This is a genomic window from Pseudobutyrivibrio sp. (genome assembly GCF_017471675.1).
Classification (GTDB): Bacteria; Bacillota; Clostridia; order Lachnospirales; family Lachnospiraceae; genus Pseudobutyrivibrio.
The window spans coordinates 1-17,243 of the sequence record NZ_JAFUSK010000041.1; the positions used below are offsets into that span (position 1 = coordinate 1).

19 protein-coding genes are annotated in these 17,243 nt (G+C 36.6%); 18 read left to right on the forward strand and 1 reads right to left on the reverse strand.

Features of this window, described 5'->3' with window-relative positions:
- The 13 genes from IJ535_RS07270 to IJ535_RS07330 all read left to right on the forward strand — a co-directional run.
- Positions 1–451 (forward strand): hypothetical protein (locus IJ535_RS07270; protein ID WP_294300701.1); only part of this gene is annotated, 451 nt, incomplete at its 5' end.
- 100 nt (positions 452–551) lie between these two features.
- A complete protein-coding gene (locus IJ535_RS07275) occupies positions 552–1,961 on the forward strand; it encodes an alanine/glycine:cation symporter family protein (protein ID WP_294300703.1) in 1,410 nt (469 codons plus the stop codon).
- Positions 1,962–2,882: 921 nt separating this feature from the next.
- Positions 2,883–4,220, forward strand: coding sequence for an MFS transporter (locus IJ535_RS07280; RefSeq protein ID WP_294300706.1), 1,338 nt, complete (start codon positions 2,883–2,885; stop codon positions 4,218–4,220).
- Positions 4,147–5,256: a helix-turn-helix domain-containing protein gene (locus tag IJ535_RS07285; RefSeq protein ID WP_294300708.1), complete on the forward strand. Its 1,110-nt coding sequence runs from the start codon at positions 4,147–4,149 to the stop codon at positions 5,254–5,256. The genes IJ535_RS07280 and IJ535_RS07285 overlap by 74 nt, the downstream gene beginning before the upstream one ends.
- A 46-nt stretch (positions 5,257–5,302) precedes the next feature.
- Complete coding sequence (locus IJ535_RS07290) at positions 5,303–6,118, forward strand: hypothetical protein (RefSeq protein WP_294300711.1); 816 nt, start codon at positions 5,303–5,305, stop codon at positions 6,116–6,118.
- Positions 6,105–6,908 (forward strand): hypothetical protein, encoded by an 804-nt coding sequence (locus IJ535_RS07295; protein ID WP_294300714.1) that lies wholly within the window; start codon positions 6,105–6,107, stop codon positions 6,906–6,908. The genes IJ535_RS07290 and IJ535_RS07295 overlap by 14 nt, the downstream gene beginning before the upstream one ends.
- Before the next feature lie 181 nt (positions 6,909–7,089).
- Positions 7,090–7,830, forward strand: a complete 741-nt coding sequence (locus IJ535_RS07300; RefSeq protein ID WP_028243318.1) for an ABC transporter ATP-binding protein — start codon at positions 7,090–7,092, stop codon at positions 7,828–7,830.
- Positions 7,830–8,753 (forward strand): SufB/SufD family protein, encoded by a 924-nt coding sequence (locus IJ535_RS07305; RefSeq protein WP_294300723.1) that lies wholly within the window; start codon positions 7,830–7,832, stop codon positions 8,751–8,753. The genes IJ535_RS07300 and IJ535_RS07305 overlap by 1 nt, the downstream gene beginning before the upstream one ends.
- A gap of 157 nt (positions 8,754–8,910) precedes the next feature.
- Complete coding sequence (locus tag IJ535_RS07310) at positions 8,911–9,270, forward strand: hypothetical protein (protein WP_294300728.1); 360 nt, start codon at positions 8,911–8,913, stop codon at positions 9,268–9,270.
- 208 nt (positions 9,271–9,478) lie between these two features.
- Positions 9,479–9,853, forward strand: a complete 375-nt coding sequence (locus tag IJ535_RS07315; RefSeq protein ID WP_294300731.1) for a hypothetical protein — start codon at positions 9,479–9,481, stop codon at positions 9,851–9,853.
- Positions 9,820–10,713, forward strand: coding sequence for an IS3 family transposase (locus IJ535_RS07320; protein WP_294300756.1), 894 nt, complete (start codon positions 9,820–9,822; stop codon positions 10,711–10,713). The genes IJ535_RS07315 and IJ535_RS07320 overlap by 34 nt, the downstream gene beginning before the upstream one ends.
- 171 nt (positions 10,714–10,884) lie before the next feature.
- On the forward strand, positions 10,885–12,063 hold the full coding sequence (locus tag IJ535_RS07325; protein ID WP_294300734.1) for an aldo/keto reductase: 1,179 nt from the start codon (positions 10,885–10,887) through the stop codon (positions 12,061–12,063).
- Between the two features lie 70 nt (positions 12,064–12,133).
- Entirely contained in the window at positions 12,134–13,927 is a 1,794-nt protein-coding gene (locus tag IJ535_RS07330) for a helix-turn-helix domain-containing protein (protein ID WP_294300736.1), read from the forward strand.
- Here the strand turns inward: IJ535_RS07330 and IJ535_RS07335 are convergent.
- On the reverse strand, positions 13,924–14,079 hold the full coding sequence (locus IJ535_RS07335) for a hypothetical protein (protein ID WP_294300739.1): 156 nt from the start codon (positions 14,077–14,079) through the stop codon (positions 13,924–13,926). The two genes, IJ535_RS07330 and IJ535_RS07335, sit on opposite strands and share 4 nt — an antisense overlap.
- A 165-nt stretch (positions 14,080–14,244) precedes the next feature.
- On the opposite strand from IJ535_RS07335, the gene IJ535_RS07340 reads away from it, so the two are divergent.
- From IJ535_RS07340 to IJ535_RS07360, 5 genes are all read left to right on the forward strand, one after another.
- Positions 14,245–15,516 carry a M16 family metallopeptidase gene (locus IJ535_RS07340; RefSeq protein WP_294300741.1) on the forward strand — a complete coding sequence of 424 codons (1,272 nt, stop codon included), beginning with the start codon at positions 14,245–14,247 and terminating at the stop codon, positions 15,514–15,516.
- A 12-nt stretch (positions 15,517–15,528) separates the two neighbouring features.
- Positions 15,529–16,053, forward strand: a complete 525-nt coding sequence (locus tag IJ535_RS07345) for a hypothetical protein (protein ID WP_294300743.1) — start codon at positions 15,529–15,531, stop codon at positions 16,051–16,053.
- Between the two features lie 25 nt (positions 16,054–16,078).
- Complete coding sequence (locus IJ535_RS07350) at positions 16,079–16,246, forward strand: hypothetical protein (protein ID WP_294300748.1); 168 nt, start codon at positions 16,079–16,081, stop codon at positions 16,244–16,246.
- Positions 16,247–16,341: 95 nt separating this feature from the next.
- Positions 16,342–16,512, forward strand: coding sequence for a hypothetical protein (locus tag IJ535_RS07355; protein WP_294300750.1), 171 nt, complete (start codon positions 16,342–16,344; stop codon positions 16,510–16,512).
- A gap of 17 nt (positions 16,513–16,529) precedes the next feature.
- Positions 16,530–17,243 (forward strand): B12-binding domain-containing radical SAM protein (locus tag IJ535_RS07360; RefSeq protein WP_294300753.1); only part of this gene is annotated, 714 nt, incomplete at its 3' end.

Consider the following 17,243-nt stretch of genomic DNA (forward strand, 5'->3'; position numbering starts at 1 on the left):
TGGAAGCAGCTCTTCATCTAATGGAAGCAGTAAGGCAAGCAGTGGCACAAACACAATCGACGAAGCCAGCGTTCCAGCAGCAGCCCAAGCAGTATCATGTTCTACATCAGATCAAGCACGCAAGAATAATGCCACAGCTTCTGTAGCTCCTAAGAAATCTGCTTCAACAAATGCAGCTGGCACAAAGACTACAGATGTAGCCGATGATGAAACAGATGCTGAAGAGACAGAGGAAGTAGAAGTGAAGGCAGACGCGGATGTCAAAGAAGTAGATGAAAAGGCAGATGAAACTAGCGATGATTCTGTAGAAATCCAGGAAGAAGAAACTCCTACAGCAGTAGAGGAAAGCTCTAATTCAGGATTACTTGCAGGAATCATCATAGTAGCAATCCTTGCAGTGGGCGCTGCAGTCACAGCACTACTCAGAAAAGGAAAATTAAATATCAAGTAATATGATGACTCCCAGCTTCGGCTGGGAGTTTTTTGTGGATTTGCGCAAATCGTAAAATCCATATATAATAGCTCAGTATGTTTTTAGAATGGAGTTATTTATGTTATTAGATTTACTTACAAAGATTGATGATGTGATGTATTATCCAATCCTCATAATTGTTATGGGTGTTGCAGGATTATATTTCACAATTAGAACCAGATTTGTGCAGATTAGACTTTTTAGAGAAGCCTGCAGGCTTGTAATGGAAAAGCCAGAGGACAAGGCTCATGTATCATCCTTTCAGGCGCTGATGGTGTCTACAGCATCAAGAGTAGGAACAGGAAATATTGTAGGTGTATCAACTGCTATTTGCATCGGTGGCCCAGGCGCTATGTTTTGGATGTGGATTATGTGTATCCTCGGCGCAGCCAGTGCTTTTGTAGAAAGTACACTAGCGCAGATTTATAAGCAGAAGGAAGATGATGGCAGCTGCTATGGTGGTCCTGCTTACTATATAGAAAAGGCACTTCATGCACCATGGTTATCTGTGCTGTTTTGTATCTTTTTGATTTCTACTTATGCATTTGGATTCAATTTGCTTTGCTCATATAATTTGCAGTCGTCATTTGCTGCGTATAGCTTTTATGATCCAAAGCTTACACCAATCATTGTAGGAGTAATAATTGCGGCTCTTGTAGGATTTTGCATCTTAAGCGGTGGTAAAAGAATTATTAAGCTGACAGAGGTGTTAGTTCCATTTATGGGAATAGCCTACGTGGTAGTTGCAATCATAGTCATTCTTGTAAACATCACTAATGTGCCAGCGATGTTTGCCGTAATCTTTAAGAATGCATTTGATTTTAAATCAATCTTCGGTGGAGTTGCAGGTTCGTGCCTAATCTACGGAATCAAAAGAGGATTGTATTCAAACGAAGCGGGTGTAGGTTCAGCTCCAAATGCTTCGGCATCAGCAAATGTTACTCATCCAGTAAAGCAGGGATTGGTACAGACAGTATCCGTTTACATTGATACAATCTTACTTTGTACTGCAACAGGACTTATGTGTCTGAGCTCTGGTGTTGCACCATCTGCGGAAGTAAGCGGAATCCTTTATGTGCAGAAGGCTATATCTACAGTGTTTGGTCATTTTGGCCCAGCATTTATCACTGTTGCAATGATTCTTTTTGCATTCACTACATTACTTGGAAACCTTTACTATGTAGATAATGCTTTGATTTATCTCAACGGTAAGAAGAACCCAAGCGCCAGATTCATGGTAATATTCAAATTATGCTGCGTAGCAGTCATTTTCTTCGGAGCAATCATTTCCATGGATACAGCATGGGCTGCCGCAGATATCACCATGGGACTTATGACAATCATCAACCTCCCATGCTGCGCTCTTTTGTATGGAGTAGTCAACAAGACCTTAAAAGACTACGAAAAGCAAAAGAAGGAAGGCAAGAATCCTGTATTTATCGGAAGTCACGTAGGACTAAAGGAAGATGAGATAAGCTTCTGGAAATAAAATCAATATGTATAGGTTTTTGTTTTTCATCAGAAAAACAAGAACCGGACATAGACCAATATTTTCTGAAAGAAAATATTGCTTGGCGAAGCCAAGTTCTTGTGGGCTTTTTCCTTAAGTAGCCCACAAGAAGTCATATACTAAAACTCCCAGCCCGTGCTGGGAGTTTTTTTGAAATATAAGATAATTGTTCTAGGATATTACTATCTATGGGGAAAATAGCTATAGATAGTAGTCATATGGAAGTCCATTACTACCTGCGGTTGAAATATAGCCATAGATAGTAGTCGCTCGAAATGATATTACTATCTGTAGGAACAAAATAGTCTTAGGGTAGTAGTTTTTGTTAGAGCCACTACTATCTGCGGGCGAAAAGTGATTATAGGTAGTAAATAATGTTAAAGTCACTACTACCTATGGAAGAAAAGTGTTTCTAGGTGGTAGATAATGTTAGAACACCTACTACCTGTAATAGAAATATAGATATAGATAGTAACTATTTAGAAGGACATTACTATCTGTAGTGGAAATATCGCTATAGATAGTAGCCAACAGGAAGGATGTTACTATCTGTATGGATAAAATACTCTTAGGGTAGTAGTTTTGGCTAGAACTATTACTACCTGCGGAAGAAAATATTATATAGGTAGTAGCTAATATGTGAATGTCTACTATCTGTCATGAAAAATGACTCGCAGGTAGTAGCCTGAATAGAAAATGCTACTATCTAGGCAGAATAATTAATGGTAGATAGTAATGTATTAAAAAAATAATAGCGAAACTAAGTGTTTTAGTAATTTTCCTAACGAGAAAATAATTTATATACAAACTAGAAAACTAATATGTTAAAATATCTCTAACCAAATCTTATAATCTGAGTAACAAATACGAATAGCAACAAAAACTCGGGAGGCTTAGATTATGGGAGAGACAAAAACAGTAGGTTACAAGGATATATTAAAGATAGCTAATTGTAGGAAGCTATTATTTTCAAATCTTATTAACAGATTTGGAGATTCAATAGATGCCATTGCATTTACCTGGCTGGTGTATCAGTTGACAGGTAGCGCAACCTGGTCAGCAATTATCTTTGGGCTTAATCAGCTACCAGGAATAGTTGTGCTTCCACTGGCTGGAGCATGGGTAGAGGGCAAGAACAAGAAAAAGATTATCGTATATACGGATTTGCTTCGCGGGCTGGTGATAGCTGGATTTGTGGTTTTGTATTATCTGCATTTGGTTAATCCTTTTATCATGGCTGGATTCACACTACTTATCACTACCATTGAATCCCTCAATGAACCTGCAGCAGGTGCTTTTGTGCCAGAGATAGTTCAGGGCGACTATTACACTGTTATGCAGAGTATGAAGATGACAATTGCTCAGGTGGTTAATCTTGTTGGAATGTCATTGGCTGGAATTATTATTGCAGCTTTTGGAGTGGGCGTTGCAATGCTTATTGATGTGGCTACCTTTTTTATTGGAGCATTCATTATCCTATTTATTGATTACAGCAAATGTAAGGCTCAGAGTGCAAGCATTAGCGAACAGGATTATATGACCAAACTCAAAGATGGCTTTAAGTATATGAAGGGCAATGGCACAATCCTTTATTTCTGCCTGACGGCGGTAATGTTAAACTTTGTGCTTTCACCACTGAATTCTTTATTAACACCACTTGTATCTAGTGTATATATGAAGGATGCTGATTTTTTGAGTATTGTTATGGCAGGACAGTGGATTGGTGCAATCATTGCATCACTAGTTTTGCCAAAGGTTATATCTAAGATTTCATTTGATAAAGCTGTTGGTTGTCTTGGAGCAATTGAGGGGGTGGCTTGCCTTTTGCTTTCAAGAGGAGCGTTAGTAAAAGGCAGCATGATTATGTCGCTTGTTTTGGCAACAGGTAGCATGTTTATAATCGGACTAACAATGTCTATCCTCGCTGGTATATTAAATGTGGAATTGGTAAAGAAGATAGATACGGACTATATGGCTAGATGTAGCAGCGCTTTTAATGCAGTAGGAACAGCTTCACTACCAGTTGGAACATTTTTTGTAACACTAGCTACAGTTAGGCTTAATTGCGACACCATACTTTTATTCACAGGAGTGCTTGGAATCATTATTTTTGGTGGAATATATTTTGTGAAAAAGGTAAGCACCATTAAGGAGAAGAATTTAGATGCAAAACAATCTATCAGAGAACATCAGAGCGAACAGGAAGAAGATGCTTCTTACCCAGGAGCAGCTGGCTGAGGCTATGGGCGTAACCGTGGGCACAGTGTCGAAATGGGAAAACGGCAACTGTGTCCCTGATATAAATACAATGATGGATTTGGCAGATTTCTTCAATCTTTCTATGGATGCGCTGGTTGGGTATTCCATGGTATCAAAGAGAGTGGATGATATTATCAAGGAATCATTTGAGTTATACAGGGAACATAGGTTTGACGAGGCAAGGGAGCATATCGATAAAGCTGTAGTGAGATATCCTAATGATGTAAAGATTTTGAAGAGAGCTGGTAGTGTATATTACATAAGCTGGTATCAGGATAATAAAAATGAGGATTTTAGAAATCGTGCCATAGAATTATTTAATCGAGCATTACACATACTAGCGGATTCTCCAGAAAACAAAATTGATGAGATGAAAATCCTTAAGCAACTTGCCTTGCTTGAGAAAGACAATGAAAAGCAGATAGAGATTATAAAGAATATAAATGTAGATGGAATATATGATGATTTGCTTGGAGAAATTTATTGGCAGCAGGGGAAAAAGGATGAGGCGTTAGCTTGCTATACAAAAAAGTTTCATTTCAGTGTTCTTGACGCTACTGATGTAGCAGGGCATATGCTGGATTATTTCTTCTCAAATAAAAAGTATAAGGATATGCTTGAATTATACCAGTGGGTAGAACAAACTGTAGCAGGGCTTATGCTTTCAGATAAACCCTCTTATTTAACAAGGTATGTTGCTATGATAAAAACCTGCGAGGCTATATGTTATGAACTCATTGGCAATCATGAGAAAATGATGTCGGAAATAGCTTTAGCTATTGAAAAAGCAAAAGCTTTCGACGCAGATCCAGTGTATGACATCTATACAAATATCAGATTTGTTTATGGTACTAAAAAAGATTTGCCAGTAGCTTATGATGATAAAGATAGCAATACCGTATTAGGAATAAAGCAAATTGTAAATGAAATATATAGCACAGGCGACCTGGGCTTCACCAAGAAAGAACTGCAAGCTATAAAACGAGTGCAGGAGTATATGGAAAATCTTATTTGACGCGCGTCAAATAAGATTGTATAATAGCCTTAGAAAGAGGGCTATTATGAGTGATGGAAAGATTATTATAGAAAAACAGGATTTAACATATTTAGAGTGGTCTCACGCTAGGACATCCAGTGGAACAGCGGGGACTTTTTTGAAATCAGAAGAGACAGCGAATGGTAAGAAACTATACTATAAGCTGTCTAATTTTGATTCAGAAAAAGGCATAATAGGACATGAATGTGTCAATGAAATAATAGTGGATAGATTGCTTACATTACTAAAAGTTGACCATCTACCATACAAACTAATCCATGCTGATGTGGAGATTGATGGTAAGATATATGATTCCTGGGTATGTGTATCGGAGGATTATAAGACTAGAGGAGAGACTAAGACTGCACTTGATGCATACTACCAATTGAATTGTGCCCTCCATAAGTCTCATTACGATTTTTGTGTGAGCCGGGGCTGGCAGCAATACATAGATACTATGTTAGCAGTTGATTATATAATACAAAATAGAGATCGCCATGGAGCAAATATTGAAATCTTAAGAAATGCTAGAGCCAAGACAATACGCATAGCACCATTATTTGATCATGGATTATCACTATTATTTTCATGCCAGAATGATAAAGATGTAGATATTTTTGATGTATCGGCTGACAGACAATGTCAGAATTTTATCGGGACAAAATCCACTCTAGAAAATCTAAATTTGATTAAAGATAAGAAAAATATTTTTTCAGGAAGCATCTCTGAGGATAGTAAAAATATAATTTTTGCTGATTTGGAAGAAGTAATATCTCAAAAGCTAATTGATAAAATATGGAAAATGATTTATTCGAGGTGGTGCTACTATGAGAGCCTTTAAAATATATGATGAAGATTTAGATAATAGAGAAATAGGAGTATTGCTTCACTACGAATTACAGAATTCCTTTATCATTGAATTAGATGATAGCCTAGATGAATGGGAGGCACCATTACTATTTTCAGTATTTGTCAAAAAAGGAAAATACACCATTCCAAAGGAAGCAGTGTATCTTTGGTTAAAAGAGCGCATCCCACCTACTGGTCGTCAAAACATCGGCATGATTCTTAAGAATATGAATCTCAAAAACTATAGTGAGGTCAGACTTCTTGCAGCCAATAATGGTAGGTCTTCACAGGATGCGTGCTATATTCAAGAGATTAAACCGGAGGAGCTCCCAGATTGGGTTATAGCCAGACAACAGAATAATATTAGAGACTGCTTTCCTATTGCTGATGATAGGGTTATATGTTTACTTTATAATGATAACTCTATAGAGGTTGATTTGAAAAAATGCATTAAGGATAATCCAAAGTTGGAAAGGGTAATAAAGAATCGAAATGTATTAGAAACACTTATTGTAGATGCAGGAGGATATGGTATTTCATTCAATAATACTATTTTTCTAGATGCAGATACCCTTCGTTCCAGTGGAGTAATACTTCCTATATATGCCAGCGTATTTTATGATTTTGTTAAACATAGCATCATAAACACAACTGAAGCCTGTAATCTTTTAGATTGCAGCAGACAGAATCTGGCATATATGGTGAAGCAAGGCACAGTCCAGCCTCTTAAGCAGGGGTGGAAGGAAAATGTGTTTTTAAAAGGAGATATTACAGGGATATAATTATAGCAGGGCTACTGAGAAGATTTCTCAGTAGCTCTTTTTTTACAAAATTTTGCTATCAATTTTTTTAATACGTGTTAATATAATAGAGCTGAATTAATTACACGCAATTTAATTAGTCTTTCCTAACTGCCACTGGCATGGGGTTAGGGAGTGTAACACATAGAACAGGAGTATAGATATGTTAGAAATCAAAAATCTTACATACAAGGTTGATGATGAAAATGATTCCGTTAAAGAAATCATTGATGGTCTTGACCTTACAGTAGAAGATGGTAAGTTTATCGTCATCACCGGTCCTAACGGTGGCGGTAAGTCCACACTTGCAAAGCTTATCATGGGCGTTAACCAGTTGACAAGCGGACAGATTATCCTTGATGGTGTGGATATCTCAGATAAGAATATCACTGAGCGTGCAAAAATGGGAATCAGCTTTGCTTTCCAGGCACCAGTTCACTTCAAGGGAATCAGAGTAATCGATTTACTTCGACTTGCAGCAGGTGAGCACATTTCTGTTGCAGTAGCTTGTGAGTACCTTTCGAAGGTAGGTCTTTGCGCTAAGGATTATGTAGAGCGTGAGGTAAACGGTTCACTTTCAGGTGGTGAACTTAAGCGTATCGAAATCGCCACAGTACTTGCACGTGGCACAAAGCTTTCTATCTTTGATGAGCCAGAGGCTGGAATCGATCTTTGGAGCTTCCAGAATCTTATTAAGGTATTTGAGAACATGCGCAAGGATATCAATGGAACAATCATTGTTATCTCACACCAGGAGCGCATCCTAAATATCGCAGATGAAATCGTAGTTATTGAAAACGGCAAGGTTAAGAAGCAGGGACCTAAGGATGAAATCCTCCCAGAGCTTCTTGGCACATCAGCAGCTGTTGGAGCAGCCTGCGAAAAGTTAGGAGGTGACCAGTAATGAATCTTGATGCAATTCAAAAGAACATTCTTCATGAGGTCGCTGATTTAGATGGCATACCTCAGGGTGCATATAATATTCGTTCAAACGGTGCCAGCGCTGGTAGAAACACAACAGCCAACATCGACATCGTTACAAAGGAAGATAAGCCAGGTATCGATATCATCATCAAGCCAGGCACTAAAGGCGAAAGCGTTCATATCCCTGTAGTTCTTACAGAAAGCGGTCTCAAGGATATGGTTTACAATGATTTCTATGTTGGAGAGGATGCAGATGTTACTATCGTAGCAGGCTGCGGTATTTCTAACTGTGGTGACCAGGATTCTCAGCATGATGGTATCCATACTTTCCACGTTGGCAAGAATGCCAAGGTTAAATACGTGGAAAAGCACTACGGAGAAGGCGACGGAAACGGAGCAAGAATCCTTAATCCTGTAACAACTGTTTACCAGGAAGAGGGTAGCCATGTAGAGATGGAAATGGTGCAGATTAAGGGTGTAGATTCTACAGTTCGTACTAATTACGCTGAGCTTGCTGAAGGCGCAACACTTCTTATCCACGAGGCACTTATGACTCACGGCAGCCAGAAGGCCACATCAGATTACAAGGTACTTCTCAACGGAAAGGATGCTAGCACAGATGTAGTTTCTCGTTCTGTTGCCAAAGACGATTCAGAGCAGATTTTTGAAGTAGCAATCGAAGGCAACACAGCCTGCAGCGGTCATGCAGCCTGCGATGCAATCATCATGGGTAACGCACACGTTGTAGCTATCCCACGTCTTGACGCCAAGAACGTAGACGCAGCCCTCATCCACGAGGCAGCCATCGGCAAAATCGCCGGTGACCAGCTCATCAAGCTCATGTCTCTTGGCCTTACAGAAGAAGAGGCTGAAGAACAAATCGTAGCCGGCTTCCTAAGATAAAAAGGCTTCCCCCTGGGGGGAAGCTGTCAGCGTAGCTGACTGATGAGGGGTATAATGTGAAAAAATCAAGAACTTAATCTCAAATATTTGTGTATTTCAGTTTTCAACCCTCCAAAGGTGCTATCATTGTGGTAGTCACTTTTGGAGGGATTTTTTTATGGCTATTGCACCTATTGGCGGATTAAGTTCATATAGTCCAATTAGTAGCGTTGAACCCATGAACTATGCCATTGACAATGATGCAGATTTTTCAGATGTGTATACTAATGAATCTGTAAAAAATGATGCTGCTGTTACTGGAGCAGCGCCTGTACAATATCCTAACGTCACAGTGCAGGAGATTGATAGGGATTTTACAACTGTAGATCCATATCAAAGGCAAAAGCATAATATCAAGGTATCCAGTGACTTCAATGACATAGCTGCTAAGTTCCTTTCGGAAAACACATCTTATGGAGTAAATGGAAGGGGCAGCACCTACAGCACATCTGGCTCACGCTTTGATGCCTACGCATAACAAAAAACTACAATTACAATTAGGAATCTATATATCCTGTCACAAATTAGCTTTTAGTAGCATATTTGTGACAGGATTTTTATTAATCTGTAGTGATAACATAAAAGTAGACACATCCGCCACAATGTAGACAAATCAATTTCTGATGTGTACCATCAAAATTGATAGATGTACAGGTCTTAATAAATATATACAGGAGGATATGTAAATGGCATTATCTAAACAAGAAAAAATAGACATAGGGAAACAACTATATGAACACACATTGACCAGAAGAGAAGCTATTCAACAATACAATGTTTCCGATGCAACACTAGGTAACTGTCTTACTGAATACAGAAAATCTGCTGGAATTCATATAGTAACTAAAAAAGAAGCATCTCTTCAAGCAAGAAAAAAAGATATTTTGAATATAGAGCAGACGTTAGATATAGATGCCTACATGGCAATGTCAAAAGAAGAATTAATAGATGAGCTTATTTTAGCTAAAGCTAATGAACTGAGGGCAAAAAAAGGTTACGAAGTGAAAGGAGTTGGTGCAAACAAGGAATTCATTTCTTTAAGCGACAAGAATACGAAATAGTATTTGAATTATCTTCTCAATTTTCAGTAAAACATTTATGCCGAGTTCTAGATGTTAATAGAAGTGGATTCTATAAATGGAAAAAGAGATTAGAAAATCCTTCCGCCAAGCTGAAATCATTTGCATCAGATATGCAGCTTTTCAAAGAGTATCATGAAAAATATCCATCACATGGATATAGGTGGCTTAATGCCAAAATTAGATTAGATACCGGTCTGATTATGTCAGATCAACGTGCACATAGAATTTGTAAAGCTGCTGGGATAGTAAGTAAATCAAAACATTACAGATACAAGAAGCCAGGTGATCCTTATAAGATTTATCCAAATCTATTTATGTCAGGCTTGAATATTACAGGTCCTCTTCAATGCATCGTTAGTGATATGACTGCATTTAGATTTGAGAAGACTTATTATGAACTCACTTTGTATATGGATTTGTGGAACAACGAAATAATATCATATGCATTGTCCGCTCAAAAAGGTGACAGGAAAACATATATCAGCGGACTTGAAGATTTAATAAATATAAAAAAGCACTATCCTGAATTAGAGATGATTCTTCATACGGACCAAGGTTCGGTGTATTCTTCAAAAAGCTTCAATGATCTTTTGCCTGTTTATAATATAATTCATTCAATGTCTAGGGCTGGAACCCCTACTGATAATGCTGCCATGGAAGCTATAAATGGATGGATAAAAGCAGAATTACTCGAAGATTTACATATAAAAAGTAAAGAAACTATTGAGGATGATTTAAAAGATTACATTGTGTTCTTTAATGAAGAGCGCCCTGCATACTCATTAAATTATCTGACTCCAAAACAATACAGAGAGTATTTTAGTGAAATGAGTATGTAGAAATAAATGAAGTGGGTGTCTACTTTTGCTTGACTAGTGCAATCCCCTAAAGTTTTGTCACATGAATTCCAAAAATGCTTATATTTCCATTAACTTTGTGACAGAACTGTAATACAATCCCTATGTAATATGATAAAATACTCTAAACTGGCAACAATTATGGAGGGGTCTATGGAGTACAGAAGTAACAAAAATGGGGAGCAGATATCAATACTTGGTTATGGTTGCATGAGATTCACTACAAAGGCTGGGGCTATTGATATAGATAAGGCTGAGCAGGAAATCATGACAGCTTACAATAGTGGAGTTAATTACTATGACACTGCCTATGTGTATCCTGGTAGCGAGGCGGCGCTGGGAGAAATATTAGAGCTCAACTCTATAAGAGAAAAGGTAAATATTGCGACTAAGCTGCCTCAGTATTTGGTTAGCAGTGCAGCAGCTCTTGATAAATATTTCAACGAAGAATTAAAGAGGCTGCGCACAGATTATATCGACTATTATCTTATGCACCACATGACAGCTATGAACCAGTGGGATAAGCTGGAAAAGCTTGGAGTGAAGGAGTGGATTGCACAGAAAAAAGCCAGTGGTCAGATAAGAAACATTGGATTTTCTTATCATGGCAACACTGAAGATTTCATAGGAATACTAGATGCTTATGATTGGGATTTCTGCCAGATTCAATATAATTACATGGATGAACATTCTCAGGCAGGCCTTAAGGGCCTTAAGCATGCGGCAAGTAAGGGGATTCCTGTAGTTATAATGGAGCCACTGCGTGGAGGCAAGCTGGTAAATCTGTTACCTGACAAAGCGAAGGAAAAGATTGCCCAGTACGATAAAGGCTATACTCCAGCTGAGCTTGGCCTTAGATGGCTTTGGAATCAGCCAGAGGTAACCTGTGTGCTTTCAGGAATGAATTCTGTAGAGATGGTGCAGGAAAATTGCAGAATAGCAGCTGATGCAAAGGCAGATACTTTTACAAAAGAAGATTTTGATTTGATTGAGCAAGTGAAAACTATTATTTCTGAATCAGAGCTTGTAGGCTGCACGGGCTGTAGATATTGCATGCCATGTCCTAAGGGTGTAGATATCCCAGCACTTTTCAGGTGTTACAACATGACAGCACTAGAGAGCAAATCGGCAGCCAGATTTGAGTATGCCCAGACAGTGGGATTAAAGGATGAGCCAGCATTTGCCACCCAGTGCATTGAATGCGGCAAATGCGAACAGCATTGTCCTCAGAGTATTCCAATAAGAAAGATGATAAAGAAGGCTGACAAAGCTGTTAGACCATTGCCATACAAGATTGGTATAAACATTGCTAGACGGATAATGTTAAAATAAGTATTAAATCTACGGGATAGAAAGGTAGATGAAAATTATGAGCGAATACTATTACAAACTAATTAGATCGATGAGAATTGATAAAAAGGTGAGTCAGAAGCAGTTGTCTAATGGTCTATGCAGTGTAAGTATGCTTTCATATATTGAAAAGGGAGAAAAAGTTCCAAGCATAGAATTGAGCCAAAGATTGTTGGATAGGCTTGGAGGTTCGTTTCAAAATAATATTAGTATTTTTAAAGGCAAAGAATATATTGATAAAAAAGAAAAGACCTATTTTATTAGTTTAGTTAAAGAAGCAAATTGGGAAGAGCTTAAACTCAACAGTGAGGTAATACAAGAGAAAATAAAGGATACTGACACAATAAATCAACAGTTTTATTATGATATGCTAGGCCGTATTTATATAAGTGAAAAGAATTATCAAAAGGCAAGGGAAGCATATAAACATGCAGCAGATTGTACTATGAAAGGCATTTCTCTTATAACATTGAACCAATTCTTGTTGGCGCCAATTGAGTATTATTATCTAATAATGTATTATTATTGCCTAGCTGAAGCCAAACCAGAAGAAGGAGAAATAGCATGTGATTTTATGCAAGCTATTTTGGAAAAAATTGATAGAAGTGATATGGCAGAGACAAAAAAATGTGGTATTTATTCTTTTGCCATAGAAAAGTACTATGAGATAGTTAACGATAAAGAGTGGTTCAACATAATATTATTGAATAGCAAAGTTGATGTAGCTCTTTCTATGTTGATTAGAGCTAACCGCACTTTTAATCTTATGGGACTCTTAAAGATTAAAGCATTTATCTATGATGGAATGAAAGGTGGGGAAAAAGAAAAGAAAATCTACGATGATAGAATTGAAGCGCTTGAAGAAATATACAGAATAGCAGGCGTTAGAAATAATACTAATTGTAGCGTGAATTTTTTGTATGACGAGGTATCTATAGATATATCTGATATGATTAGAAAAAGGCGGATGTTACTAGGCTATACACAAAACCAGCTTGCTGATGGGATTTGTAGTGTAAAGACATTGCGACGGATTGAACAGGGGATAGTCAACAGCCAGTATGCAGTAATAGAACCATTGCTTCAAAGATTAGGACTTTCTGGAGAAAGACAGTATGATAATTTTATTACTGATGATTGGGAGGTTTTGCGAACTACGCATGAATATAGAGTTTCATTAAGAGCAGGAGACTATATTCAGGCTAAGTATTTGCTGGCATTTTTGGAACAAAAAGTTAAAAAGATTCCGCAGAATATACAAATACTAAAGAACGAAAAAGCATTTTTGGATTATACTAATAAAGAGATTCAGCGTGATGAGTTCTTGGATCTGCTAGATGAGGCTTTGTGTGAAACCTTAGAATTGAGTGAAGTTTCAAATCATGTTGAGGGATTTTATACGGAAAGAGAAATACAGTGTTTGTATGATATGGCTATGGTTACTGACAAATATAAGAATATAGATTTCAAAAATTTCTTTAGCGATTTTTTTAATGAAAATAATGGTAATAATCTGAGCAAGGGATTGCAGGCTTTAATATTGAGGTGGTTGTCTGATAAATATGAAAAAGAAAGAAATTTTGTATTATCTGACAAGTATGCAAAAAAAGCTTTGCAGGTAGATTTGTTAAATAGTAAATTATCGACCGCACGCAAAAGTTTATATGATATTGCTTGGAATTCAGTTAAATCTGGTGAAGAAAAAGATATGTTTAGTCAAGAAATATATCATACACTTACTGCATGCTTAGTCCTGTCAGAATTTGTTAAGGATGAAAGAGGTGTCGAATTTCTGAGACAAAAACTAGATATCATCCTTGAGAAAAAAGGTGATTGGACAAATTAGTCTCTAGAATCTATTACCCAATCTGAATTTGTTTTGTTAACGAAAACTAGATTTTCATTTGAATAGTCTGTTTTAGTAATCTTGCTAGAAGGGATTACTAAAGCAGAAAGGACTATTCCAAAAACGATTAATAAAGAATTCAATTTTTTCATAGAATATAGCCTCCTTCGTAAAATATTCAGTTGTTATTATTATAAAAAGATAGATTATGTGCAAGGGACAAAGTTGTCAAATTAGTTTGACTACTTTGTCCCTTGTTTGCATTTTTAAGTTTTGATAAAAATATATGCAAGAAGCAATTAAGCAAAGGAGAGTGTATGTTTGAAAAGTTAACTTACTACATGGATAACGGTTTTAAAGTAGTAATGCATCGTGAAAATACCGAAAAGGTTGTTACTGTTGGAGTGATGATCAACTACGGAAGTATGTATGAGAATGAAGATAATAATGGAATAGCTCATTTTATAGAACATATTCTTTCAAGTGATAATCATGATGGGAGTATTATCAGCCAGAAAATGGAAGAAATGCGATTAAGTGGAGCAACTTATAGTGCACAGACGGATAAAGAAAGAACGATCTTCTATATTGATGGTATGTCTGATAACTTAAAACTTTATCTGGAATTGTTATCAAACTTGGTATTTGCTCATCGTGAGTTCTCAGACCAGGTATTTGATAATGAAAAGAAGGTTGTTGAACGTGAACTGGTCAGTTATTATTCATCCTTTAATCAGATAAATGGTAGAGCAATTCAAGCATTATATAGTGATGCTGGAGTTGGAAGGATTATAGTTGGTAAGAAGGATAATGTTCGCAACTTTACGAAGGACAATGTTTTGGAAATGCTTGATAAGGTTTATGTTCCAGAAAATGCGTCCATAGTTGTTTGTGGAGATTTCAACTACGATGAAGCTAAAGGGATTATAAATGACTGCTTTGGTCAAATAAAAGACACTGGTGTATCGAAGGAAATAGAGTCAGTTAAGTTAACACCAGGATACTTTTTTAATAATAATTTTGATGGCGAGAGTGCAGTTTTATCTCTCTGTTATAGGAAGATATCTAACGAAAACAAAAAAAAGATATCTGATTCTTGTGAATTGTTTTTAAAAGCTATGCTTGATCCTATTTTATTTCAAAGAATGGGATATCAATTGAGAATTAAAGATGGTCTTTCATACAATATGGGAGGCTTTGGATATTATACTGGGCAATTCCTGTCTCTTGGTGTAACGGCAATTTTTAATTCGAAGAAGCTATTTGACGTATACGATGTGATGAAAAATTCGCTTGATGAAATTAGAGATAGTGGTTTTAGGGAAGAAGAATTGGAAAAGGCGAAGAGAAATTGTATAACAAACAGACTTTATAAGCATTGCAATCATCGAGAATTAGCGGTTGAGTTAATAAAAAAAGCTAATGATATCGAGTTGTATTCTCCAGATAATGATATAAGAGAAATATCCAATTTAAAACTTGATGATGTAAATGGAGTGTTAAGTGATTTGTTGAAAGATGATAATTTAGGATTCGCATGTATAGGAAATTGTGAGTTTGAATCATTGATTGAAAGATATGTTGTTTAAAGGAGAAAGATTATGGTAAAGGAAATTGAGAATAATCAAAATGTTGATAATAAGGTAGTTTCAGGTATTTTATTATATGTCTATGGTGAACCAAAAACTGCAGAGCAGATTGCCAAAAACATGAATATGATGGGTGTGAAAACGCAATACTATTTAGATTATATGGTAAATAGAGGATATCTTGTGGGTTATGATGACAAAATTGTAGATGGGATAAAGAATAAATTATATATGGTAGCTGAGGACATTCAGGAAAATTTGATTTCTATCGACTCTGAAAGCCAGCTGGTAATTCAAGCCAAGCAAATGGGAATGCTCATGGAAAAAACAGTGGTTGCCATGAGAAAAGACAAGATTAATGACACAAGAGCAACGGTGGCGATGTTGGATGATGAAAGAGCAAAAGTGTTAATAGAGAAGTTCAACGAGTTACATAAGCTTATGAATCAGCTTGAAGCAAAGTCTTTGGAAGAGACACCAAAGGAAGAATTGAGACAGTATATGTTTATTGGCTCAATAGGTGAATGTTGTGAATAAAAGATTTTTGGAAAAGGAGAAGAAAATGGAAGAAAAAAAGGTAAAAGTAAGTAAGGATGCAGTGGAATATATTGATGGAAAAATGGTTATTAAAGATCAAGAGGTACTAGAAAAGATACAGGATGAATTAGGCATGGATATTACTGCGGAGGATGCTCAAAACGCATTTGTTAGACAAATCTGTATCTACTAATTAAATAATTATGCTTATTATTCTATAGATGTTTACGGCGCCAGTCTTGAATAATAAAGCCTAATTGATAAATAAAAAACAAAGGAGATAAAAAAATGAATGATGACAAGATTAAAGTATCAAAGGATGATGTAGAAGTAGTAGATGGTAAAATTGTTATTAAAAATGAGAAGGTTCTGGAAGCAATCCAGTCAGAACAGGGTGTTAATTTAAACAGCCCGGAGGGACAGGATGCTGTTTCTGTAGGAATTGTAGTTACATTCTAACGCATAGGAGTTTAATAATGGATGTTTTATTTGTAAACACCATTGAGTTTAATTCTGTTAATGTTGCCCCGCCATTGGGTTTATACTCTCTGGCGGGAGTTCTGCAGAGAGAAACAGAATTAGAAGTCAGTGTTATCAATTTTGATTATTTGGTTCAAGCTAAGAAGTTTAATTATGAAAATGACATGGATACTAATATAGAGAATATGGCACAGTATCTGTTAAATCAACAAGCTAAGGTTGTTGATTTTTACACTATGTGTAACTCTTTTGCAATTACTCTATGTGTTGCTGAAAGATTAAAACAATTGAATGAGGACATTATAATTACTTTTGGTGGTCCGCAAGCGTCCTTATGTGCAGCTGATATTTTAAATAACTTTCCTTTTGTGGAATTAGTGGGGATTGGAGAAGGAGAATTGTATATATCAGATTTGATGAAGGCGCTTGTTTCTAAAAGTGGTTATTCACATATAGAAGGTTTGGCATTTAGGGAAGGGAATTTAGTAAAAGAGAGTAAATGCCATAATATGATACCAAGTGATGAATTGGGCAAATATACGGTATTTGAGTATGACTTGGATGCATTAAATCTTTCTAAAGTAAAGTACTTTCCAATCGAGGCAGGAAGAGGATGCCCATTTGGCTGCACGTTCTGCTCTACGAGTATGTTTTGGGGGAGAAAATTTCGAGTAAAGCCAGTAAGTGTTTTGGTAGAAGAAATGAAAAAA